A 22,193-nucleotide genomic window follows, 5' to 3' on the forward strand; every position below is an offset into this window, starting at 1 on the left:
CGACAACAGCTCCCCCGTCTCCAATTCTCCCGTCTCCCCCATGATGACGCAGTATCTGGAGATCAAGCGCCAGCATCCCGGCTCGCTGCTGTTCTACCGGATGGGCGATTTCTACGAGCTGTTCTTCGACGACGCGGTCCAGGCGGCGGCATCGCTGGACATTACATTGACCAAGCGCGGCCAGCACCAGGGGGAGGATATCCCCATGTGCGGCGTGCCGGTCCATTCCCATGAACAGTACCTCTCCCGCCTGATCCGCGCCGGTTTCCGCGTCGCCATCTGTGAGCAGACCGAAGACCCGGCGGAGGCCAAGAAGCGCGGCAGCAAATCGGTGGTCCGCCGCGACGTGGTCCGCGTCGTCACGCCGGGCACCATCACCGAGGATGGGTTGCTGGACGCAAGGTCCAACAATTACCTGGCCGCCATGGCGGAGGCCGGGGGCGAGGGCGGGCTGGCCTGGCTGGACCTATCGACGGGCGAGCTGACCCTGTCGCCGGTGGAGCGGGTGAACCTGCCCTCCCTGCTGGCCCGCCTGTCGCCGGGGGAACTGCTGCTGCCCGAACGATTGTCGCAGACCGATGAGCTGTCGCCGCTGTGGGATGAATGGCGCGCCCGCCTGACGGTGCAGCCCAATGCAAGGTTCGACAGCGAGAATGGGCGCAAGCGCCTGCTGTCGCTCTATCATGTCGGCACGCTGGACGCGTTCGGTGCCTTCGGCCGGGCGGAGGTGGCGGCGGCCGGTGCCCTGGTCGACTATGTGGAACTGACCCAGAAGGGTCGTCTGCCGCGCATCGATGCGCCCCGCCGTCTGGCCGCCGGCCAGGTGATGGAGATCGACCCCGCCACCCGCCGCAACCTGGAACTGACCCGCACCCTGACCGGCGACCGCAAGGGCAGTCTGCTGGCCGCCATTGACCGCACCGTCACCGGCGCCGGTGCTCGCCTGCTGGCCGGGCGCCTGTCGGCACCGCTGACCGATCCGGCGCGGATCGAGCGGCGGCTGGACATGGTGGCCTATCTGGCGGGGGAGACGGCGCTGCGCATCGATATCCGCGAGGATTTGCGCCGCACGCCGGACATGGAACGTTCGCTGACCCGCCTGACGCTGGACCGCGGCAGCCCGCGCGACCTGGCGGCGGTGCGCGACGCGCTGGACCGCGCCGTCGCCTTGCGTGGCCGGTTGGCCTATGGCGCTGGCGGCATCGCCCCCCCTTTGCCGGCGGGCCTGTCGCGCATCGTCGAGGGGCTGGGCGGTGGCCCAGGGGCCGATCATGAGGGGCTGATCGGGCTGTTGTCGCGCGCCCTGGGCCCGGACCTGCCGCTGCTGGCACGCGATGGCGGCTTCGTGGCCGCCGGTTATGCCCCGGCCCTGGATGAGTTGCGGGCCCTGCGCGATGACAGCCGCCGCCACATCGCCAATTTGCAGGCGCAATATGTCGATGCCACGGGCATCGCATCCCTGAAGATCCGGCACAATAATGTGCTGGGTTATTATATCGAGGTCACGGCCATCCATGCTGACAAGCTGATGTCGGAGAAGCACCGGGCCGATTTCATCCATCGTCAGACCATGGCCGGGGCCGTGCGCTTCACCACCGTTGCCCTGTCGGAACTGGAGCGCAAGGTGGCCGAAGCCGGCGACCGGTCACTGGCCCTGGAACTGGAGATTTTTGCCCAGCTGGTGCGGGCGGTGATCGACCTGGCCGATCCCATCGCCACCACGGCCCGGGCGCTGGCCACCCTGGACGTCACCGCCGCGCTGGCCGATCTGGCGGTCGATGGCGGCTGGTGCCGGCCGGAAATGGCCAGCGACCTGTCCTTCGACGTGGCGGGCGGGCGCCATCCCGTGGTGGAACTGGCCCTGTCGGAAAGCGGCGGCGGCCCGTTTGTGGCGAACGATTGCGACCTGTCGCCGGGCCAGCGCCTGTGGCTGCTGACCGGCCCGAACATGGCGGGTAAATCCACCTTCCTGCGCCAGAACGCCCTGATCGCCGTGCTGGCGCAGATGGGCAGCTACGTGCCCGCCACCCGGGCCCGTATCGGCACCGTGGACAAGCTGTTCAGCCGGGTGGGGGCGGCCGATGATCTGGCGCGCGGGCGGTCCACCTTCATGGTGGAGATGGTGGAGACGGCCACCATCCTGAACCAGGCCACCCGCCAGTCCCTGGTCATCCTGGACGAGATCGGGCGTGGCACCGCCACCTTCGACGGCCTGTCCATCGCCTGGGCCTGTATGGAGCATCTGCATGAGATGGCCCGCTGCCGCGGCCTGTTCGCCACCCACTATCACGAACTGACCGCCCTGTCGGCCAAGCTGCCCGACCTGTCCTGCCACACGATGCGCATCAAGGAATGGAAGGGCGACGTCATCTTCCTGCATGAGGTGGCGGCGGGTGCCGCCGACCGGTCCTATGGCATCCATGTCGCCCGCCTGGCCGGGCTGCCGCCGACTGTCATTACGCGGGCGGAACAGGTGTTGCATATCCTGGAGAAGGGCGATCAGGCCAGTGCGGCCAGCCGCTTGGCCGACGACCTGCCGCTGTTCGCCGCCATGGCGCAGAAGCCGGCACCCAGGCAGATCGTTACGGAACCGGAACCATCGGTCGTGGAGGCGGAACTGCGCGATATCAATCCCGACGAGTTGACGCCGCGCGAAGCGCTGGATGCGCTTTACCGGCTGCGGGGGTTGCTGCGATAACTCAACCCGTCAGGAAGCTGACGATCAGCACATCCTCCACCAGCGGCTGGCCGATGATATTGTTGGCCAGATCGCGGACATGGCGCTTCACTTCCTTCAGATCATCGGGCCCGGCGGTGCGGGTCAGGCTGTCATCCGTGGGAAGCTGTTCGGTGAGCAGCCCCACGATGCGCGGCATATAGGTATTGACCAGGGCCGATTCCACCGGCAACTGCTCGGTCCGGCGTACGACCAGCTGCATGGCGATGCGGATGAAGGTATAGCGCTCCCGCCCTGGCAGCAGCAGGGGCGGCACATTCACGAAGCGCAGCTTGGGATCATCCAGATTGGCCTCTGCCGCCAGGGCAGGGGATGGCAGCGCGGCTGCGGCCAGGGCACCCGCACCCAGCCGCAGCAATGCCCGTCTGTCAAAAGCCGCCCCTGTCATCTCGCGCCCCGCGATGCCTGTCACGGGTTTGAATAGAACGTTAAATCAGGGGTCTCCACAAGCACCCACTTATGACCATGCGGTCAGGGCATGACAGCCTTCACGAATACGGAACTATCCAGTCTATTAATTCGGTTGACCGCCAGACGGTCAGGATGCACCTTCATCACAAAACTGGACTATCCAGTTCCGTAATTGCCGACCCAGGATCAAGACCATGAACAGGAAGATCGCCCTGACCCTCGCCGTGCCGCTGTTGGTTGCTGGTACGTATGGCGGCTGGCACTGGTGGTCCGTCGCACGGTTCAATGAGTCCACCGACAATGCCTATGTCGAGGCCGACATCACCATGATCAGCCCGCGGGTGGAGGGTTATCTCGCCGCGGTGGAGGTGGTGGAAAACCAGATGGTGCGGGCGGGCGAGGTGCTGGCCCGGCTGGATGACCGCGACCTGCGCGCCAAGGCCGACCAGGCCCGCGCCCGGCGTGACGCGGCGGCGGCATCCATCGCCAATATCGACAGCCGCCTGACGCTGGAGGATTCGCTGATCCGCCAGGCCGCCGCGAATGTGGCGTCGGCCCAGGCCGAACAGCGCCGGGCCGGGGCCGACGCCCAGCGCTATACGGCATTGGCCGGGCGGGAGTTCGCCAGCCAGCAGAAGCTGTCCACCACCCAGGCCGACGCGCAGAAGGCGGGTGCGGCCCTGGCCAGGGCGCAGGCCGCCCTGGTGGCGGAGCGCGACCAGGTGTCGGTCCTGTCCACCGAAAGGTCCAAGGCGGAAGCCGCGCTGAAGGAGGCCCAGGCCGCCCTGGAACTGGCGGAGAACGATTTGGACAAGAGCACCATCCGCGCCCCCATCGACGGCGTGATCGGCAGTTCCGGTGCCCGCGTGGGCCAGTTCGTGAAGGCCGGCGCCCAGATGATGTCGCTGGTTCCCGTCCAGGACGCCTATGTCACCGCCAATTTCAAGGAGACCCAGATCGGCCGGCTGCGCGTGGGCCAGCCGGTGGAACTGACCGTGGATGCCTATCCGGGCCTGGTGGTCACCGGCAGGATCGACAGCCTGTCGCCGGCGTCGGGCGCGCAGTTCAGCCTGCTGCCGCCGGAAAATGCCACGGGCAACTTCACCAAGATCGTGCAGCGCGTACCGGTGCGCATCGCCCTGCCCAAGGACGGGCCGCTGGCCGGCCGCTTGCGTCCCGGCCTGTCGGTGGAGGCCAGCGTCGATACCCGTGGCGGTGGACGTGACCTGATCGGCATCGCCCGGGCCGACATCACCATTCCCCAGCAGGTGGCGGTACGGCCATGAGCACCACCGCCACCCTGGACGGGGCGGAACTTCCGGCCCCGCCGCCACCCATCACTGCCGGCATTTCCAAGCGCACCCTGGTCGGCTTCGTGGCCATGGTGTTCGGCATGTTCATGGCCATTCTGGATATCCAGATTGTGGCCAGCAGCCTGCGCCAGATCCAGGCGGGTGTGGCGGCCAGTGCCGATGAGATCGTCTGGGTCCAGACCAGCTATCTGATCGCCGAAGTGGTGATGATCCCGCTCTCAGGTTATCTGACGCGGCTTCTGTCCACGCGGGTGCTGTTCACGGTGGCGGCCTTGGGCTTTACGCTGACCAGCCTGCTCTGTGCCCAGTCCTCCTCCCTGGAGGAACTGGTTGTCTGGCGTACCCTGCAGGGCTTCATCGGTGGCGGCATGATCCCCACCGTCTTCGCCACCAGCTTCACCGCCTTCCCGCCCGCGCGCCGCGCACCCGTCACCGTGGTCATCGGGCTGGTGGCCACGCTGGGCCCCACCATCGGGCCGACGCTGGGCGGGTTCCTGACGGAGCAGTTTTCCTGGCACTGGCTGTTCATCATCAATCTGGTGCCGGGCCTGGCCGTGGCCGCCATCGTCTGGACCTGCATCGATATCGACAGGCCGAATCGCTCGCTGCTGAAGGGTATCGACCTGACGGGCATTGCCCTGATGGCCATCTTCCTGGCCAGCCTGGATTACGTGATCGAGGAAGGGGCGCGCGAGCAATGGTTCCAGGACGAGACGATCCGCGATTTCGCCATCGTGGCGGCCGTGGCCGGCATCGGCTTCTTCTGGCGTATGTTCACCTATGACAAGCCGATCGTCGATCTGCGATCCCTGCGCAACGTCAATTTCGCCATGGGCTCCATCTATGGCTTCATCATCGGTATCGGGCTCTATGGCTCGGTCTATATGCTGCCGCTCTATCTGGGCCAGGTGCGGGGGCTGAATGCCCAGCAGATCGGCGCCACCATGGTGGTGACCGGCATCTGCCAGTTCCTGTCCTCGCCCATCGCCGGGGTGCTATCGTCGAAGATCGACGTGCGCAAGGTGCTGGCCATCGGCTTCACCCTGCTGGCCACCAGCTTCTATATCTCCGTGCCCGTCACCGCCGACTGGCAGTTCGACCAGCTGCTGGTGCCGCAGATGATCCGGGGGGCGGGGCTGATGTTCTGCATCATCCCCATCACCTCGCTGGCCATGGGCACGCTGCCGCCCCAGCAGGTGCCCAATGCGTCCGGCCTGTTCAACCTGATGCGCAATCTGGGCGGGGCGTTCGGGCTGGCCGGGATCAACACCCTGATCACCGAGCGTATGGCCCAGCATGGCCGCGTGCTTTATGACTGGATCGACCCGACGCGGCCGGAGGTGCAGAATTATCTGGCCGGCGTCGGGTCCCGCGTGGCCGAGGCCACGGGTGCCGATCCGGCCACGGCCGGTCTGCCCGTGCTGGCGGCCACCATCCAACGCCAGGCGACGGTGATGACCTTCTCCGACCTGTTCCTGGCCATGGGGGTGGTGTTCACCCTGGCGCTGCTGACGCTGCCGTTTGTGAAGCGGCCGGTGCTGCGCGGGGCGCCGGAAGGCGGGCATTGAGAAGGGGGCAACGGTGATGAGCGCGACGGATGGGATGGAGGATGTGAAGCCGGTGCGCCGCGGTGCCGGGCGTCCCCTGGACATGGCCAAGCGCGACGCCATCCTGGACGCCGCCGAGGATGCCTTCGCCCAGGATGGCTATGGCGCCAGCATGGACAAGGTGGCGGAGATGGCCGGCGTCTCCAAACAGACCATCTACAAGCATTTCACCGCCAAGGACCGGCTGTTCGATGCCATGGTGGTGCGCCGGTCGGAACGCATGACCGAACCGGTGACCATGGCCGACCCTGGCCGCCCGGTGGCCGAGGTGCTGACCGATCAGGGTATCCGGTTCCTGGACCTGATGGCGGGCAAGCAGCTGAACTGCCTGCTGCGCGTCATCCTGTCGGCCGGTGCGGAAACGGAACTGGCGCGGCATTTCTACCAGACCGGCCCTGCCGTCTCGCTTTCCCGCATCGCCGCCTTCCTGAAGCGCCAGCATGATGACGGGCGGCTGAACACGCCCGATCCGATGCAGGCGGCCGAGCATTTCTTCGGCCTGCTGAACGGTCATACGCAGCTGCGGGGCCTGCTGGGCGTGCTGCCCCCGATGAGCGATGCGGAAAAGCAGGCGCGCACGGCGGCGGCGGTCAGGGTCTTCCTGGCCGCTTACGGCCAGTAGAAAAGGGGCGGCCCGTTGGAGCCGCCCCTGTCATGTCCAGATGTCCATGCCCGATCGCGACCACCTTACGCCGTGCGGCGCAGGGTGGGGCGGTGATGGGGCTGGATCAGCTCCGACAATTGTGCCGCCAGTGCACGCCCCTTGTCGGTCAGGGTGATGATCTTGCGGCGGCGCTCACGCGGGTCCTCCTCCGCCTGCACCAGATCGTGGCCGGCCTTGCCGAAGCTGTGCCATTTCGACAAGGCCGCCACATTGCGCGAGGCCGAGGATTGGGCGATGCCCAGCCGTTCCGACAGGTCGCGGATCGACAGACCCTCATTCTGCGCGATCGTCAGGAACGACAGCGCATATTGGATGGGCAGGTCGGGATCCAATGTCCGCAGCGCTTCCAGGACGCGGACCAGCGGGTCCAGCGTTTCAGGATGCCAGGCGGCGGTCCCTGGATTGGTAGGCATCATGGTGACGGCCATCGTTTGTGGGTCCCCTGGCCACCGGGCGCCAGCGGCCCGGCGTATAAATCACATGCAGCCGGCCGAACCAGATCAGGGTCTCGCCATTCTCGCGCCGGACTTCATAGCCGCGCGTGCGTGGGGCGTCCCGATGGGGCCGGCTTGTCAGTTCAAAGAAGAATTTCGGGCCCTTGCCCAGCGACATGAAGAAGCTCATCACTGCCCTCGATTGTTCGGAAGATCGTTTGTTGGTTGAGGGTGATTTGTCGGGCGGTCATCAGATAGCCGGTACCGCGCGGGGATACCCCGCGCTGGGTACCGGTATGGTTAAACAGATTATCCATGGAAATTTGCTCCTCTGCTGGATGGTGGCGGGAAGGGGTTCAGAAGGATTTATCGCTGAAGGGCGGGAAGGTTGCAAGAAACAATCTGTCCCTGTATTCCGTCAGTTCCGAGATCGGATGAATACGGAACGAAAAAGGCCGGCGATGGCGCCGCGCCGTCTCCTCCAGCGCGCGAAGCGTGCCGGCATCGAGCTCGCGCAGGATCACATCGGGCAGGTCGGGATGGGGCGGGGCAATCCGGACCAGCCGGCCCAGCAGGGTGAGAAAACGCATGATCGGGGTCCTTGATGTCGGGTGGCGGTTAACCATCCGATATCGGATATAATCCGTCAACATGCAGGATTTGCGGGGACGCCATTCGGAGTGCGGGCGGGGAAAACTCCGAATGCGGCGGCCCTGTGCAACATCGTGAAACGGAAAATCGCGATGTTTCGGAGCTATCGCGGTACGCGCTCCGATTCAAAGGCGCAGGAATGTCTTTGATGGGCAGATCATAGCATCACGCTTGGGCCTGTGTCAGCGATTTACCGTTTGAGAACCGCACAGCGCGCCGCCCGTGCCAGTGGCCCGACCATTTATCGATAGACGCGCATCGGACCGGGCTTGTGGAAATCCAAAAGGAGGCGCAGAGTTTGGAATATTACTGGAACCAATCAAAGCGAGAATCCACCCGGAGAATGTTACCTGGAGGGCGCCATGACCTGCGAGATTTCGATTACGTCATTTACGGGCGTCGGCACCTCGCAGAACGGAGGATTTCAGTCGGTCACCGTGACCGCGTCGGTTTCCGGTTGTGACGAGGTTTCCATCGAGATCTTCCAGGTCGGGGCCGCCACGCCCTTGCTGTCGACGACGGCGTTTACGTCCGGCGGCACGGTGACGGCGACCCTGACGTCGCCGCTGGGTCGTCCGCTCCCCTGTGGTGGCGATTATCGGGTACGTGTCACGTGCCTGTCGGACAAGGATTGCTTTGCCGACGCGCAGATCAAGCTGCCATGCGGGGCCGATTGCTGCGTTGATTTCACCATCACGCCATCGATCGGACCTTGCGTGAATGGCGAGCGGCTGGTGGATTTCCTGGTTTCATTCACGCTGAATGATCCGAGATGCCTGCCCTATGTTCTGAACATCGATTTTGATCATAATCAGAGTCACAGCGGATCAAATGTATTCACGACTTTAGGTTCATTTTCATTTCAGGAAAGCCACCTGTACCCGTCGGCCGTTGCGACGGACTATACGGTCAGTATCGAAGACAGCTTGCATGGCGCCTGTCCCGCATCCGCCATTACGCTCCATCTCGACGCCTGCGCGCCGCCGGATTGCTGTGCGATCGTCGGGCCGCTGTCGGCGCAGGTCGGCGATTGCGGCGACAATTGCGGGCGCCTTGTTGTGCTGAGCGCCAGTTTCAGTCCGCCGTCACCACCCTGTGGGCCCGCGACGCTGCAGTGGCAGATCAAGGATCAGGCGGGCACGATTGTCGCCTGGAATTCCGTGGCGTTTTCCACCGCGTCGGCATCCCCGAACGTCCAATTGCCTGTCGAACTGAGCGCCGCCGGATCGCCCTATGTCGCCACGCTGGTCGCGATCCATCCCGTGCCCTGCACCTATGGAAGTGTCGCGATCGTCGTTCCGGCCTGCAACACGCCGGCACAATGCCCCGATAATCTGTCGCTCTCGGCGACGGATCTCGGCTGCCAGAAGGACGGCAACGGAACCTGTGCGCGTAAATATGTATTCTACGTCGATGCGACAACATATGCCGGATGCGGACAGGGGGCCGCGGCGACGCAGTTCAACCTGTCGTTCGGCGACGGTGCCGATGTGCAGTTCGGTGCCGGGGGAAGTGGCCAGCAGAGCTTCACCTTCCACCATTTCTATACGAATGGCGGGTCGCGCACGGCGACGCTCAGCGTGATCAGTCCAAGCGGCTGCCACCAGACGACAAGTCTCACATTGGCCGTGCAGAAATGCGCCGCCACCGATTGTGCCGATTCCACCACCGTGGGCCCGCCCGCGATTGAATGCGTGCTGTGCCGGAATTGTCAGGATTATCTGGCCAAGATCGGCGCCTCTTTCTGGCGGACGGTCGGCTGCAAGTTGCTCATGCTGGCGCTGATACTGGGATTGGCGACGTTCTTTGCCATCATGGCCACGGCTGTCCCGGACGGCGTGCCCTTGGCTTTGGCAAACGTCAGCACCCTTTCGGGTGTGCTGATCGCCATTGGCGCGTTCGCCGGAATGGTTGCCGGCTTCGCGTTACTTCCCAATCTCTGCGGAAATTGCTGTTTATATTGTGCTGTATTGGCCGCATTGGTACTGGCCGTTATACTCATCATCATAGAAGCGATATCCGGTTTGGCCACGGGAGGAGCCATACCTGCAATAGTTTTCATAATTTTTCTATTTTACATCAATGAAACGTCGATCAAGCCAAGATGCCAGACCGAGTTGAATTCCTGAAGGGACGGTTCCCGGCTTGACGGCACTGCGCCCAGCCGGGCCCCGTCCCTCAGATCAGATCGCCGATATCCAGCGTGCCGGTATAGCCGGTGATGTTGACGATGACATCGTCGGTGCCGAAGACTTGGCCGGTGACCATGCCGCTGACCACCAGGTACTTGTCCTCGCCATAGGAGAAGATGCCGGCCGTGCCGTTCTTGCCCAGCGGGCCGGTGGTGGCGAACAGGCGGTTGACGGCGGCGGCCAGAGTGGTGCCGGTCATCGCCGTCTCCCCACCTTCCGCGATGGTGCGCACAGTGAAGGGCAGGTCGAGGCGGTCCACCCAGTCACCGTCGCCGCCACCCAGATCCAGGTCGGTGATCAGGTCGATGCCGGCGCGGGTGATTGTGCCGGTGGCGCGGCCTTCGATCGCGGTGGCGAACTGGAACAGGTCCTGGCCGTCGCCGCCCGTCATCTCGTCAATGCCCGCACTGCCGACCAGGGTGTCGTTGCCGGCCCCGCCGACGGTTGTGTCATTGCCGTTGCCGCCATTCAGCCGGTCATTGCCGTCGCCACCAGTCAGGATGTTGTTGAGCGCGTTGCCGGTGCCGGTGAAGCCGTCGCCGCCGGTATAGGTGAGGTTCTCCACCTCCGCCCCCAGCGAAAAGCGCGCCAGACTGGTCAGCACCGTATCGTTGCCGCCCTTGGTCAGTTCGGTGATGATGTCGCCGCTGGCATCGATGATATAGGTGTCGTCGCCGGCCCCGCCGGCCATGGTATCGTTGCCGGCCCCGCCATCCAGCGTATCGTTGCCGACCCCGCCGGTCAGCTTGTTGTTGAGCGCGTTGCCCAGGCCGGCGAACGCCTCCTTGCCCTGATAGGTCAGCAGGTCCAGGTTGGCGCCCAGGCGGTAGGTGGCCAGCGTGGTCCGCACCTCATCCGTGCCGGCGGCCAGCGCCTCTGTCATGCTGTCGGTCTCGTCATCCACGACATAGATGTCGTTGCCGGCCCCGCCGGTCATCATGTCGGCGCCGGTGCCGCCGTTCAGCAGGTCGTTGCCCAGCCCGCCTTCCAGCGTGTCGTTGCCGGCCCCGCCATTCAGCGTGTCATTGCCATTATGGCCCAGGATGATGTTGTCCAGCCCGTTGCCCGTAGCGATCAGGCTGGCGACCGAGACGATCACCAGATTTTCGACATTGTCGGGCAGGGTGTAGCTGTTGGTGATGAAGACGCTGTCGATGCCTTCACCATCATTCTCCACCACCTTGTCGCCGGAGACATCGACCTCGTAATTGTCGGCACCGGCCCCGCCGACCATGGAATCCACGCCGCTGCCGCCGCGCAGGAAATCCGAACCCGCCCCGCCGGTCAGCGTGTCGGCGCCCAGCCCGCCGATCAGGATGTCGGCATGGTCGCCGCCGGTCAGATTGTCATTGCCCACCCCGCCATCCAGCAGGGTTCCGGTGCTGCCGGCCGATGCGGCCAGGATGTCGGCGGCGGTCGTGCCCGTGCGTATGTCGAATTCAGAGCGCAGGCGATAGACCAGCAGCTCATTGGGGGACGCGGCGGCGAAATCGGCGGCGCTGGTCACGGTTTCGGCCACCACCCCATTGCGGCCCGTCGTGTCCAGGCGGGTCACGGCACCGGTGGCGGCATCGATGCCGGTCAGGATGAAGGCGTGGGCGCGCTGGGCCTGGCTGGCCGACGGGGTCCAGTTCAGCCGCACCTGGTCACCCACGCGGGCACTGCCCTGCCAGTCCGCCACCTCTGTCCCGGCATAGGCGCCGGCCAGCAGCCAATTATCGGCGACGGCGCGGGGATTGATCAATTCGTAGCGGATGGCCGCCAACACGTTGCTGCGCGAATCGCCGTCCCCGACATAGAAGGAATTGTTGGGCCCCTCGGCAATGGCATTGACCTCGCGCAGGAATTCCAGCGAGGCGGTGTCCCCCACCACCAGTCCCAGATTGGCACGGGCAATGGCCACGGTTTCCGCGGCACTGATGCGGCCGGCCTGCGCCGCCGTTTTCACCATGCTCGACTGCCAACCCGCCATTGCCATCCTCCAGACCGTGCCCTGGGATGGCCGATCAATTGCGCCGGGGAAGTTTAGAGAGGAATTGTGTAAAATGCGAGTGATTTGGCCCGATTTCCCGTCGGCCCCATCATGAAAAAGCCCCCGCCCGGTTTCCCGGACGGGGGAGCAGGCTTGGTACTGCCCGACGAAGGTCGCTTTGGCCGAGGGCTGGTGGCCGGTTGCTTACTTGGCGGCGATGGTGACGGTGACGGTGTCGGCATAGTCGCCGGCGATATACTGGTCGGAGGCGGCAACGGTGACCTTCAGATCGGACTTCTTGTTGAACTGCGCGTTGGCGCGGTCAACGACGGCCTGGCTGGTCAGGGCACCGGTGAAGCTGTCGTAGTTCACCTGATAATCGATGGTGAAGTTGCCGGACTTCAGCTTGCCGGCGTTGGACGAGGCCAGCGTGATCTTGTAGCCGGAGCCGGAATTGCAGTTCTCGGTGACGGAGCCGACGGTCTTGTTGCTCTCGCCAGTCTTCAGGGACAGGGACTGGCCCAGGTCCTGAACGGCGATGGTGCAGGACAGCGCGACATTGCCCTTCAGCTGGATGGTGCCGGACGCGTTCTGGGCCAGGGCGGGGCTGGCGATGGCGGCGACGATCAGGGCGGCAGCGGCGGTCTTGGCGAAGAACTTGGTCATGGTCGGCTCCGTCGGTTCATTGGGTGAGGCGTTGTTGCCTTCATGGGAACCAAGGATTGCAGGCCGGATGCCAAGTGCGTGCAGACCCTAAAAGTTGAGGGAATCTGCGGCAATCTGGGTGTGTTTACGCCCCATTGACATATTGCATAATGCAAAATTCTTGGAAATGCGTTTAATAATGCAACAGACATTGCCTTATGCAACGATCCGGCGGGCCGACGACGCAACCTAACCGGAAGGTTAGGGTGGGATATTTTCTGTGGAAGCTCCCGCCTCAAGCCATACAGGGGGATGGATCACATCAATCCCGCACTCTTGAAGCTGACATATTTGCCGCCCTTGCCGATGATGACATGATCGTGGATGACCACGCCCAGCGCCGTGGCGGCGGCGACGATCTGTTTCGTCATGTCCAGGTCGGCGCGGCTGGGCGTGGGGTCGCCGCTGGGATGGTTATGGACCAGGATCACCGCGCTGGCCCCCAGCTCCAGCGCGCGGCGCACCACCTCGCGCGGATAGACGGGCGTATGGTCGATGGTGCCCTTCTGCTGCACCTCGTCGGCGATCAGGATGTTCTTGCGATCCAGGAACAGCAGGCGGAACTGTTCCACCGGTTCATGGGCCATGGCGCCGGCGCAGTAATCCAGCAGCTTCTGCCAGGAGGACAGGATGGTCTGGCCGATCACCTGTTGCCGGGCCATGCGGAGGCCGATGGCGCCCACCACCCTGATATGGGCGATGGTGGCATCGGAGAAGTTGAACCGGCTGCGCAGCGCCTCTGCCGGCGCCTGGGTCACGGCCCAGAGCGAGCCGAACGCGGCCAGCAGCTCCTTGGCCAGCGGCTTGATGTCCCGGCGGGGAATGGCCTGGAACAGCAGCAGTTCCAGCAGCTCGTAATCGGCCAGCGCGTCGGGACCGGCGGTGAGGAAGCGCTGGCGCAGCCGGTCGCGGTGGCCGTGATAATGCGGCTTGTCCTCCTCCGCCTCTTCCACCGGTACCGGCCGGGGCACTGGCGACGGGTCACCGCGGCCGGCCACCAGCGAGGCCAGCAGGTCATCGTCGGTCGCCGGGGCCTTTGCCGCCGCTTCATCCAGCCGGGCCGTCTTCGCCGTCCGCTTCACCGCCATCCCGATACATCCATGATGTGCATGACCATCGCCAGCCACTTGCCTACAAGTGTAGCAGCGGGCGGCGGCGGATGCCAGACGGGAAGCGGGCGGAAGTGTTACGCGTACGGGGGCTTGGTATAGCCTGCCGGCGAGAGGGTGAAGATCTCGAACCCGTCCTTGGTGACGCCGATGGAATGTTCGAACTGGGCCGACAGGCTCTTGTCGCGGGTCACGGCGGTCCAGCCGTCGGACAGGACCTTCACCTCGTACCGGCCGGCATTGATCATAGGCTCGATGGTGAAGAACATGCCCTCCTCCAGCACGGCACCCCGGCCCTTCTGGCCGTAATGCAGCACCGATGGCGCGTCATGGAAGACACGGCCCAGCCCATGGCCGCAGAAATCGCGGACCACGGAGAAACGGAAGCTCTCGGCATAGGACTGGATGGCGTGGCCGATATCGCCCAGCGTCGCCCCCGGCTTCACCACCGAGATGCCGCGCATCATCGCCTCGTATGTCACGTCGACCAGACGCCGCGCCTTCAGCGGGACATCGCCCACCATGTACATGCGGCTGGTATCGCCGAACCAGCCATCGACGATGACGGTGACGTCGATATTGGCGATGTCGCCGGTGACCAGACGCTTTGGCCCCGGAATGCCATGGCAGACGACATGGTTGATGGAGATGCAACTGGCCTTGGTATAGCCCTTGTACCCGACAGTGGCCGAGGTGCCGCCATTGGCCTCCACATAGGCCAGGATCTTGTCGTCGATCTCCTCCGTCACCGCACCGGGAACGACGAAGGGCGTGATGTAATCAAGCGTGGCGGCAGCCAGACGGCCGGCCCGGCGCATGCCCTCGAAATCCTCGGGCTTGTGCAGCTTGATGGAACGCTTGTCTTCGTAATCGTCGGCGAGTTCGGCCTGGGTCATCGGGGGTCGGTACTTTCGAAGCGGGAACCGGAAATTTCAAGCGGAACACTTTACACGATGGGTGGGCCGGGCCGCAAACCCGCCGTCCCAATGCCTGGGCTGGTTGCCCCGCATAGCGGGGCGGGGGTGGCTGCCCCGCATAGCGGGGGGGGGGGGCGGGTCATGGCCCATCCCCTTGCCATGGCGGCATTGCGTGCCCACCCCCTGCCAAGCGCGCGCATGATGCGCTATGGTGGCCCCACCATGAATGAAGACCATCTGATCCTTCCGCCGCCGCCGGCCCCGCCGCCCCCTTGCGCCACCTGCGGCAAGCCCGACGATCTGTGCCTGTGCGCCGACCTGGTGCCGGAGCGCACCCGCCTGCAATTGCTGATCATCCAGCATCCGCAGGAACAGGATGTGGAACTGGGCACCGCCCGGCTGCTGGCCGGCCAGATCGAGGGGGCGGTGGTCAAGGTCGGCCTGTCCTGGCCGTCCCTGTCCAAGGCGATGGGCCGCCCGGTGGAGGCCAAGCGCTGGGGCGTGCTGTTCATGGGAGCCAAGGATGAGGTGGCCAAGGTGCCGCGCGGCGGCATCGCCGTGTTCGGGCGCAAGGATGTGGCGCCCGACAGCGACCTGATCCTGGCCGACCTGGAAGGCATCGTGCTGATCGACGGCACCTGGGCCCAGGCCAAGACCCTGTGGTGGCGCAATGCCTGGATGCTGAAGCTGCGCCGCATCGTCATCCATCCGGATTTCCGCTCGGCCTATGGCAATGTCCGCAAGGAACCGCGCAAGGAAAGCGTCTCCACGCTGGAAGCCGGGGCCTTCGTCTTCGGCAAGCTGGAGGGCGATCCGGGCCTGCAGGACCGGCTGCTGAAGCCGTTCGACGAGCTGCTGGTCCGCTGGCGCAAGCGCAAGCGCCAGCCCGTGAAGGCGGCTGCGGCCGCTATTGAGTAACTGACCTAACTCACTGCTTGTCCACGATGCGCTTCAGGGCCAGCAGCAGCCGGTCGATGTCGTTGCCTTGTGTGAAAAGGGCGGGCGTCACACGCACGCAGGCGCCGCTGCCCAGACCGCTGCGCAGCACGGTGAAGATCCCATGCTCGTCCAGCAGGGTGCGGGCCAGGGCGGCATTGTCACCCACGCTGGTCCGGCCCCGACGGCGGAAGCTGGTCAGGCCGGCGGACAGGCGCGGGTCGGCGGGCGTCAGGATGTCAAAGGCAGGATGGTCACGCAAGGCTTCCGCCCACCGGTCGCGCAGGTAACGCAGCCGCTCCCGCACACGGGTCGTGCCAATGGTTTGATGGAAATCGATGGCTGTCGGGATTGTCAGGATCGCGGCCAGATCACGGGTGCCGGTATGCACGCGGGCCCGGATATCATCGGGCTTGGCGTCCGCTTCGCCCATATGCGGGTCGATATCGGGCACACGACCCTTGCGGATATAAAGGACGCCCACGCCGACGGGGGCGCCCATCCATTTGTGCATGTTGTAGCCGACGAAATCCGCCCCGAGGCTGTCGGCGTTGAAATCCAGAACGCCGATGGAATGGGCAGCATCGACGATGACGTCCACGCCGCGCCGCCTAGCCATCGCCGTGATTTCCGCCACAGGCAGCACCAGGCCGGTGCGATGGCTGAGATGGGTCAGCAGCAGCAAACGCACGGTCGGATGCTGGATCAGGGCCTGTTCATAGGCGTCGATCAGCCCTTGATGGTTGGCGGGTTCGGGCAGGGTGATGCGGATGACCTCCACGCCGCGCCGCGCCCGCAATGCCTCCATCCCCGCCTGCATGGCGTCATAATCCAGATCGGCATAAAGCACCCCATCGCCCGACCGCAGCCTGTTATAGCCACCGATCAGGGCCAGCAGCGCCTCTGTGGCATTGCGGGTCAAGGTGATCTCGTCGGGTGCGCAGCCGATCAATGCCGCCACCCGCGCCACCACCTTGTGCGCATCCGCCCCGAAGGCGCGGCGGGCATAGAAGGAGGTCTCGCGATTGACCCGGTCCATGTGCCGGCCATATTCGGCCAGGACGGGCCGGGCCATCATGCACCAGTTGCCGTTTTCCAACTGCACGACATCGTTGGTGACGTCATACAGCCCGGCCACGGCCCGCCAGTAAGGGCCGTCCTGCGGTCCCGTCGGCGTTGGCAGCGTGTAGGGCGGCAGCGCCGCTGCCGCCCCTTTCATTGTCCCCGCCACCGGCTCCGCCCTGGCCCTACCGGCCGCCAGAAGGGCGGCACCGGCGGGGCCGGCCTGTAACAGGCCGCGTCTTGTCAGGCTGTTCATGTCCGTCCGATCAGAAGCGCACATCCAGGCGAACATAATACTGGCCGCCATCCGTGTCGTAAGGGGCGTTACGCGAATAGATCAGTCCGCGGTTTGCCTGGTTCGTCGCTTCGTCCGGATAGGTATCGAAGACATTCTCCGCGCCGATCCGCACGGACAGGGCATCCGTCACGTCCCAGGTGGCGGCCAGATCAACGAAGCTCTCCGCCCCGAAGGTCTGGAAGATATCGCCCGTGGCATTGCCGGAACTGTCCGTCCACTTCCCGTAATAGCGCATCTTGGCCAGCAGGCTGAACGCGTCCCAGCGATATTCGGCCGACAGGCTGGCATTGTTCTGGGGCAGACCTTCTTCGAACAGGCGGCGCTGGGTGGCGCTGGCTTCCAGCGACCCGCCCACCACCTTGGTCTCGTTGTAGTTATAGGCGGCCGACAAAAGCAGCGTGCCCTCGGCCACGGGCAGGGAATAGGTGCCAACCAGATCGATACCCCGCGTGCGCGTGTCGAAATCGTTGGTGAAGAAGCTGACGGAGGTGAAGGTATTGGCCCCCGGCACCCCCAGCGCGATCAGTTGTGCCCGCACGGCCGGGGTGACGGTGAAGCTGGCCGACTGGCTGAACCGGTCGGTCAGCTTGATCTGGTAGAGGTCGGCCGTCAGAGACAGCCCGTCACCATTCTGGAAGGCCAGACCCGCCGACAGGTTGGTCGATTGCTCGGGCTTCAGCGGCTTGGCACCGAAATATTGCGCGACCGGGTTGGACGGCGACAGCCGGCCCGAGGTGAAGGTGTTCAGCGTCACCGTGTCCAGCCCCTGCGAGGTGCGGGTGCTGTTGGCCTGACCCGGCGTGGGCGCGCGGAAGCCGGTGGAGGCCGACCCCCGCAGGGCCAGCTCGGGCAGGATTTCGACGCGCGTTGAGATCTTGCCGTCCGTCGTGTGCCCGAATTCGGAGAAATCCTCATACCGGCCGGCGATGCCGACGGTCCAGATGCGGGTCAACGGCGCCTCCACATCCACATAGCCGGCATAGGAGGTCTGATCGAAGCTGCCAGCCTGTTCGGGGCTGTAGCCGGGGAAGCCATTGGAGCCGGTAGCAAGCCCGGCGGCGGCACCCGGACCGACGAGCCAGGAGGCCTGATCGCCGGCCTTGATCTCATAGGTCTCTTCGCGCCGTTCGCCGCCGAAGGCGACATTGACGGGGCCTGACAGGGCACCGGTCTCCCAGTCATAGACGAAATCCAGATTGATGTTTTTTTCGTCCTGGATCAGGGAGCCGTCATCGAAGCTGGTCGGGCTGGACGGTCCCATGGAGGCGTTGATGCTCTCCTTCATCTTGTAATCGATGCGGCTGCGGCCGTAAGAGGCGGAGAGGTCGGCGGTCAGGCCCGGCGCGATGTCGCCGCGCACGCCGCCGGTGACAGCCATATCCTCGTCTTCCTGCCCGAAGCGGGGGGTGAAGCCCGCGGGGTAAAGCTGGCTGGCGTTCCAGCCGGGAAACTGGGTGGTGTTGCGATAAACATTGCTGGTGCTGGCCGGGTTGCGCCAGTTGAAGTCGGTCCAGCCATCGCCCTGACCATAGGTGCCAAACAGATAGGCCTCCGCCCCCTCATCATTGATCGGCAGGGCGCTGTCCAATGCCAGCCGCACCGTCTCCAGCTCCGGCTGACCCCAGCGCTGCACGGGATTGGGCACGGACAGGGTGGGGTTGGCCTGCTGGAAGGTGATGGCGTCGGGACGCTGGCGCGTGCGCGACGTGGCGTCGGACTTGTTCCATTCCACCGTGCCGGTCACATGCCCGCCCCGGCCGATCTCCCACCCGGCCTGGGCGCCAGCCTGCCAATTCTCGCCATCGCCCTCGTAATATTTGGAATATTGGCTGAAGGCCTGCACACCCGGCTGGTCATCCAGGATGATGTTGATGACGCCGGCGATGGCGTCCGACCCGTACTGGGCGGCGGCACCGTCACGCAGCACCTCGATCCGTTTGATGGCAAAGGACGGGATCTGGGCCAGATCGGCACCCTGCGCACCGCGATTGCCCAGCAGGGCCGACCGGTGGCGGCGCTTGCCATTGACCAGAACCAGCGTCTGATCCGGCGACAGGCCGCGCAGCGTGGCAGGGCGCACGAAGGCCAGCCCGTCTGCCGCCGGCAGGCGCTGCACATTGAAGGACGGGATGGACTGGGCCAGCGCATCCACCAATTCGCTCGACACCGTCTGGTCGATGGTGCCGCCGCCGATCACATCCACAGGGGCCAGGGTGTCGAACGCCGTGCGCTGCGCCTTCCGGGTGCCGGTGACGATGATCTCTTCCAGCTGGGTTTCGGAGCCGGTTGCGGCCTGCTGTGCCAGGGCGGGCGACAGCGCAGCCGTCAGCGACAGCGCGACGAGGGAGATGCCGGAGCGGAGCTTCATGTGACTTCTCATAGCAATGGGTGCCGACGACGCTGGACCGCGCCACGGCCGCAAAGGCGATGGCCCCCTCTACCGTTCAAATATTACATCTGTAGGTATGTTTGATTGCGGATGAATTATTGTTTATCGAGCGCCGATGTTTTGGATCGTACTGCGAATATATTGGTTAATTTATTTAGTATTATATTAACCAAATCCGGGACGATATCGATTGAGAGAAATGAATTCAGGAAATGGGTATGTAAGCGACTGTCGCCGCGCCGCCGGATAGCGGCGCCGATGATTGACGCCCGCTGATCGGTTGCGATCAATGGGCGGGGTATGAAGCATCACATCGTCAATGCGATCTAACTGCCTGGCCCGAAGAATTTATAGGCCAGGCCCACCGCCGTGAAGATCGCCAGCCAGATGGCGATCTTGGGCAGCAACCCCTCGCGCGGCAGCCGGTTGCCGCGGACGACCAGGATCAGCGCCAGCACCGATGCGATGAGGGCCAGGATTTGGTTCTCTGTCATTTCCCGCATGTGGGGTGGCGGCCGCAAGGCCGCAAGGGGCTGGCATGCCGGTTGCTTTTGATCCCGTACCCTTCCCCGCAATGACGGGGTGTCCGGGACAAAGGCATGCGAGAGACCGCCGGACGACCAAGGGAAACCGCTTCTCCTCCGCCTCGGGTGTCGGCAAAGCCTGCCCAGCGGTATGGGCAACTATTGCCCAGTGATGGGAAGGAATGACCCATGGATATCCAGGCACTTCTGGCCGCGCGCACCCGCTGGCAACCGGCATCGGCGGTTTCCGGCAGTTCCAAGAGTGCGGGCGCATCGGCCACCGGAACGGAAGATATCGGCACCGGCGGGGAGATCGGCTTCCATGGTGCGTCCACCGGCAAGACGATGGATGTCGGTGGCCTGACCGCGACCAACCACAGTCTGGTGGAAAGTGCGACCGGCGCGCAGAAGGCGCCGCCCACCCCGGCGGACGTGGAAACCGCCCGCCGCCAAGTGGGGCAGCAATTGCAGATGGCGCTGGCCATCGCGGGCATCCAGGCCAGCCCGCCCATTCAGTTCAAGCTGAACGACCAGGGCCAGCCGGAAGTGGCGGGCGACGATCCGCGCGCCGCCCAGGTGCAGCAGGTGCTGGATGGCGATCAGGAACTGAAGGACAATCTGACCACGCTGATCGGCGACGCGCAGCAGGTGGAGCAAGCGGTCGCCCAGGCCGGCTGGATGCGGCAGGTGAATGGTGGCGTGTCGCAAAAGGATGCCGACCGCAACCTGAAGAATGCGATGGACCAGATCGGCAAGGCCAACGGCTTCACCCTGGACGGTGACGAGCTGACCTTGGACTGCACCGGCATGGGTGACCGGCTGATGCAAGCCGACGCCGCCCCGCCCACGGATGATGAACGGATGTGGCGCGAAACCATGCGCCTGACCGATCGGATGACGCCCACCGGTGTGACCGGTGCCGCCGCCATGGCCAGGGCAGAGGAACAGGCGGCCAAGGATGGGCCGGACGCGATGGGCCTGCGCTTGGGCGGGCCCAAACCCGAGCTGAAGGATGGCAGCAGTGCCGCGGAGACGGTGAAAACGGCGTGACGTCCGCCCTTGAAGGGGCATACCGCCCGGCCGGGTTCAGCTCTCACGCCAGCGGTTCAGGTGCCTGCAAGGCCGTCCGCCCCAACACCGCCAGGAGAGGGCCTGCTAAAACCGCAGGAACGCCCCCAGGTCGCGCGCGGTGCTGCGCAGCACCGGCAGGATGGTGCCGACCAGCGCGTCATGGGGATAGCGGATGGCGGCCACGCCCAAGGCTGCCTCCACCTTCTGGCCGGTGCCGAAGATCGGCACGGCGATGGAGGTCAACCCTTCCTCGAACTCGCTGTCGGAGATTGAATAGCCGGTCTGGCGCACCTGTTCCAGCACTGCGTCCAGGGCGGCGCGGTCGGTGACGGTGCGGCTGGTATGGGCGACCAGGCTGGTGCCGGCCAGCTGGCGCTCCAGCTCGTCCGGCGGCAGATGCGCCAGGATGCAGCGGCCCAGCGAGGTGCAATAGGCGGGGATGCGGCTGCCCACCGACAGGGATGCCGACACCATGCGCCGGCTGGCCGACCGCGCCACGAAGGTGACATGGCCCTCATCCAGCACGGCGATGGAACAGCTCTCATTCACCTGATTGCCAATCCGGTCCAGCGTCTCCTGCGCCATGCTGGCCAGGGAATTCGATGAGAGGTACGCCTGTCCCAGGGCCAGCGTCTTGGGCAGCAGCTGGAACGACCGCCCCTCCGAGCGCACATATCCCAGCTTTTCCAGCGTATTGACCAGCCGCGCCACGGACCCGCGCGACAGGCCGGTGATGCGGCTGATGTCGGAAATGCTGAGATGCTTGCGTGAGCCGGCAAAGGCCAGCAGCACGTTCAGCCCGCGCGCCAGCGACACCACGAAATTGGGATCATCCTCATAGGTCTCGTGCAGTTCGTCTGCGGTGTTCCCCGGCGTGGCCCCAGCCTGGCGACGTGCCATCCCTGTCTTCTCCTTATATGCGGCTGCCGATGCCGCCGGGCCTGAAACTGATCCAAGCCCGGTGGCGGCGTCAACCACCGCCACTGCCGACAAAGCTGTAGCCGAACTTTTCGTTTGACAACAGGTCTGGCGTGATCAATCATTCGCATATCGGACAAACGTCCGCACAGCGGACAAAATAAAGTCGGCTCACCAGGCGAGGCGACAGGGGAGGAGCGGGTTTCGGGACGATCACGTCCCCAGCCATCTCCATACGGATTTTCGGGTTATTGCGTGCCGGCGGCGGTCCCCCGTCGCGGCA

Annotated in this window: 19 protein-coding genes; 7 read left to right on the forward strand and 12 right to left on the reverse strand. The window is 64.8% G+C overall.

From position 1 onward, the window contains the following. Positions 1-40 precede the first annotated feature (40 nt). Positions 41-2,698, forward strand: coding sequence for a DNA mismatch repair protein MutS (gene mutS / locus AC1Q7F_RS12625; protein WP_492507798.1), 2,658 nt, complete (start codon positions 41-43; stop codon positions 2,696-2,698). Between the two features lies 1 nt (position 2,699). On the opposite strand, the gene AC1Q7F_RS12630 is transcribed toward mutS, so the two are convergent. Then, on the reverse strand, positions 2,700-3,125 hold the full coding sequence (locus AC1Q7F_RS12630) for a flagellar basal body-associated FliL family protein (protein ID WP_492507270.1): 426 nt from the start codon (positions 3,123-3,125) through the stop codon (positions 2,700-2,702). A 217-nt stretch (positions 3,126-3,342) separates the two neighbouring features. On the opposite strand from AC1Q7F_RS12630, the gene AC1Q7F_RS12635 reads away from it, so the two are divergent. The 3 genes from AC1Q7F_RS12635 to AC1Q7F_RS12645 are packed head-to-tail and all read left to right on the forward strand — an operon-like array spanning position 3,343 to position 6,690. Beyond that, complete coding sequence (locus tag AC1Q7F_RS12635) at positions 3,343-4,434, forward strand: HlyD family secretion protein (RefSeq protein WP_492507272.1); 1,092 nt, start codon at positions 3,343-3,345, stop codon at positions 4,432-4,434. Further along, positions 4,431-6,029 (forward strand): DHA2 family efflux MFS transporter permease subunit, encoded by a 1,599-nt coding sequence (locus AC1Q7F_RS12640; protein ID WP_492507274.1) that lies wholly within the window; start codon positions 4,431-4,433, stop codon positions 6,027-6,029. Before AC1Q7F_RS12635 ends, AC1Q7F_RS12640 begins: the two co-directional genes overlap by 4 nt. A gap of 16 nt (positions 6,030-6,045) precedes the next feature. Continuing rightward, a complete protein-coding gene (locus AC1Q7F_RS12645) occupies positions 6,046-6,690 on the forward strand; it encodes a TetR/AcrR family transcriptional regulator (protein WP_492507276.1) in 645 nt (214 codons plus the stop codon). A gap of 65 nt (positions 6,691-6,755) precedes the next feature. Here AC1Q7F_RS12645 and AC1Q7F_RS12650 read toward each other — a convergent pair whose 3' ends face one another. The 3 genes from AC1Q7F_RS12650 to AC1Q7F_RS12660 form a co-directional block, all read right to left on the reverse strand. After that, entirely contained in the window at positions 6,756-7,160 is a 405-nt protein-coding gene (locus tag AC1Q7F_RS12650; protein WP_492507278.1) for a MarR family winged helix-turn-helix transcriptional regulator, read from the reverse strand. A 149-nt stretch (positions 7,161-7,309) separates the two neighbouring features. After that, positions 7,310-7,483: a hypothetical protein gene (locus tag AC1Q7F_RS12655; RefSeq protein WP_492507280.1), complete on the reverse strand. Its 174-nt coding sequence runs from the start codon at positions 7,481-7,483 to the stop codon at positions 7,310-7,312. Positions 7,484-7,522: 39 nt separating this feature from the next. Continuing rightward, entirely contained in the window at positions 7,523-7,756 is a 234-nt protein-coding gene (locus tag AC1Q7F_RS12660; RefSeq protein WP_492507282.1) for a hypothetical protein, read from the reverse strand. Positions 7,757-8,179: 423 nt separating this feature from the next. On the opposite strand from AC1Q7F_RS12660, the gene AC1Q7F_RS12665 reads away from it, so the two are divergent. Next, a complete protein-coding gene (locus AC1Q7F_RS12665) occupies positions 8,180-9,946 on the forward strand; it encodes a hypothetical protein (RefSeq protein ID WP_492507284.1) in 1,767 nt (588 codons plus the stop codon). A gap of 49 nt (positions 9,947-9,995) precedes the next feature. On the opposite strand, the gene AC1Q7F_RS12670 is transcribed toward AC1Q7F_RS12665, so the two are convergent. The 4 genes from AC1Q7F_RS12670 to map form a co-directional block, all read right to left on the reverse strand. Continuing rightward, the gene (locus AC1Q7F_RS12670) at positions 9,996-11,981 is read right to left on the reverse strand and encodes a calcium-binding protein (protein ID WP_492507286.1); all 1,986 of its coding nucleotides are present in this window, start codon (positions 11,979-11,981) and stop codon (positions 9,996-9,998) included. Positions 11,982-12,185: 204 nt separating this feature from the next. Next, positions 12,186-12,647, reverse strand: a complete 462-nt coding sequence (locus tag AC1Q7F_RS12675) for a spore coat protein U domain-containing protein (RefSeq protein WP_492507288.1) — start codon at positions 12,645-12,647, stop codon at positions 12,186-12,188. A gap of 296 nt (positions 12,648-12,943) precedes the next feature. Further along, positions 12,944-13,774: a RadC family protein gene (gene radC, locus AC1Q7F_RS12680; RefSeq protein WP_492507290.1), complete on the reverse strand. Its 831-nt coding sequence runs from the start codon at positions 13,772-13,774 to the stop codon at positions 12,944-12,946. A gap of 98 nt (positions 13,775-13,872) precedes the next feature. Then, positions 13,873-14,691 (reverse strand): type I methionyl aminopeptidase, encoded by an 819-nt coding sequence (gene map, locus AC1Q7F_RS12685; RefSeq protein ID WP_492507292.1) that lies wholly within the window; start codon positions 14,689-14,691, stop codon positions 13,873-13,875. 162 nt (positions 14,692-14,853) lie between these two features. Between map and AC1Q7F_RS12690 the strand changes: the two genes are divergently transcribed. Further along, positions 14,854-15,630, forward strand: a complete 777-nt coding sequence (locus AC1Q7F_RS12690) for a tRNA-uridine aminocarboxypropyltransferase (RefSeq protein ID WP_492507294.1) — start codon at positions 14,854-14,856, stop codon at positions 15,628-15,630. A gap of 10 nt (positions 15,631-15,640) precedes the next feature. On the opposite strand, the gene AC1Q7F_RS12695 is transcribed toward AC1Q7F_RS12690, so the two are convergent. From AC1Q7F_RS12695 to AC1Q7F_RS12705, 3 genes are all read right to left on the reverse strand, one after another. Beyond that, positions 15,641-16,966, reverse strand: a complete 1,326-nt coding sequence (locus AC1Q7F_RS12695; protein ID WP_492507295.1) for an aminotransferase class V-fold PLP-dependent enzyme — start codon at positions 16,964-16,966, stop codon at positions 15,641-15,643. A 10-nt stretch (positions 16,967-16,976) separates the two neighbouring features. After that, on the reverse strand, positions 16,977-19,376 hold the full coding sequence (locus AC1Q7F_RS12700) for a TonB-dependent receptor plug domain-containing protein (protein ID WP_492507296.1): 2,400 nt from the start codon (positions 19,374-19,376) through the stop codon (positions 16,977-16,979). Positions 19,377-19,723: 347 nt separating this feature from the next. Next, a complete protein-coding gene (locus AC1Q7F_RS12705) occupies positions 19,724-19,891 on the reverse strand; it encodes a hypothetical protein (protein WP_492507298.1) in 168 nt (55 codons plus the stop codon). A gap of 219 nt (positions 19,892-20,110) precedes the next feature. Here AC1Q7F_RS12705 and AC1Q7F_RS12710 point away from each other — a divergent pair, with 219 nt between their 5' ends. Beyond that, the gene (locus AC1Q7F_RS12710; protein WP_492507300.1) at positions 20,111-20,971 is read left to right on the forward strand and encodes a hypothetical protein; all 861 of its coding nucleotides are present in this window, start codon (positions 20,111-20,113) and stop codon (positions 20,969-20,971) included. Positions 20,972-21,076: 105 nt separating this feature from the next. On the opposite strand, the gene AC1Q7F_RS12715 is transcribed toward AC1Q7F_RS12710, so the two are convergent. Next, a complete protein-coding gene (locus tag AC1Q7F_RS12715; RefSeq protein ID WP_492507302.1) occupies positions 21,077-21,892 on the reverse strand; it encodes an IclR family transcriptional regulator domain-containing protein in 816 nt (271 codons plus the stop codon). Between the last annotated feature and the right edge of the window lie 301 nt (positions 21,893-22,193).

The sequence above is a fragment of the Niveispirillum sp. GW835-FHT14G11 genome, assembly GCF_058793615.1.

Excerpts from the sequence above, each read along its gene's own strand:
- AC1Q7F_RS12710 (WP_492507300.1), top strand. The coding sequence starts at position 20,111 with ATGGATATCCAGGCACTTCTGGCCGCGCGCACCCGCTGGCAACCGGCA.
- AC1Q7F_RS12715 (WP_492507302.1), bottom strand. The coding sequence starts at position 21,892 with ATGGCACGTCGCCAGGCTGGGGCCACGCCGGGGAACACCGCAGACGAA.
- AC1Q7F_RS12650 (WP_492507278.1), bottom strand. The coding sequence starts at position 7,160 with ATGGCCGTCACCATGATGCCTACCAATCCAGGGACCGCCGCCTGGCAT.
- AC1Q7F_RS12645 (WP_492507276.1), top strand. The coding sequence starts at position 6,046 with ATGAGCGCGACGGATGGGATGGAGGATGTGAAGCCGGTGCGCCGCGGT.
- AC1Q7F_RS12700 (WP_492507296.1), bottom strand. The coding sequence starts at position 19,376 with ATGAAGCTCCGCTCCGGCATCTCCCTCGTCGCGCTGTCGCTGACGGCT.
- AC1Q7F_RS12690 (WP_492507294.1), top strand. The coding sequence starts at position 14,854 with ATGGCCCATCCCCTTGCCATGGCGGCATTGCGTGCCCACCCCCTGCCA.
- AC1Q7F_RS12630 (WP_492507270.1), bottom strand. The coding sequence starts at position 3,125 with ATGACAGGGGCGGCTTTTGACAGACGGGCATTGCTGCGGCTGGGTGCG.
- AC1Q7F_RS12665 (WP_492507284.1), top strand. The coding sequence starts at position 8,180 with ATGACCTGCGAGATTTCGATTACGTCATTTACGGGCGTCGGCACCTCG.
- radC (WP_492507290.1), bottom strand. The coding sequence starts at position 13,774 with ATGGCGGTGAAGCGGACGGCGAAGACGGCCCGGCTGGATGAAGCGGCG.
- AC1Q7F_RS12670 (WP_492507286.1), bottom strand. The coding sequence starts at position 11,981 with ATGGCGGGTTGGCAGTCGAGCATGGTGAAAACGGCGGCGCAGGCCGGC.
- AC1Q7F_RS12695 (WP_492507295.1), bottom strand. The coding sequence starts at position 16,966 with ATGAACAGCCTGACAAGACGCGGCCTGTTACAGGCCGGCCCCGCCGGT.
- AC1Q7F_RS12635 (WP_492507272.1), top strand. The coding sequence starts at position 3,343 with ATGAACAGGAAGATCGCCCTGACCCTCGCCGTGCCGCTGTTGGTTGCT.
- AC1Q7F_RS12705 (WP_492507298.1), bottom strand. The coding sequence starts at position 19,891 with ATGACAGAGAACCAAATCCTGGCCCTCATCGCATCGGTGCTGGCGCTG.
- AC1Q7F_RS12640 (WP_492507274.1), top strand. The coding sequence starts at position 4,431 with ATGAGCACCACCGCCACCCTGGACGGGGCGGAACTTCCGGCCCCGCCG.
- AC1Q7F_RS12660 (WP_492507282.1), bottom strand. The coding sequence starts at position 7,756 with ATGCGTTTTCTCACCCTGCTGGGCCGGCTGGTCCGGATTGCCCCGCCC.
- AC1Q7F_RS12675 (WP_492507288.1), bottom strand. The coding sequence starts at position 12,647 with ATGACCAAGTTCTTCGCCAAGACCGCCGCTGCCGCCCTGATCGTCGCC.
- mutS (WP_492507798.1), top strand. The coding sequence starts at position 41 with ATGATGACGCAGTATCTGGAGATCAAGCGCCAGCATCCCGGCTCGCTG.
- map (WP_492507292.1), bottom strand. The coding sequence starts at position 14,691 with ATGACCCAGGCCGAACTCGCCGACGATTACGAAGACAAGCGTTCCATC.
- AC1Q7F_RS12655 (WP_492507280.1), bottom strand. The coding sequence starts at position 7,483 with ATGGATAATCTGTTTAACCATACCGGTACCCAGCGCGGGGTATCCCCG.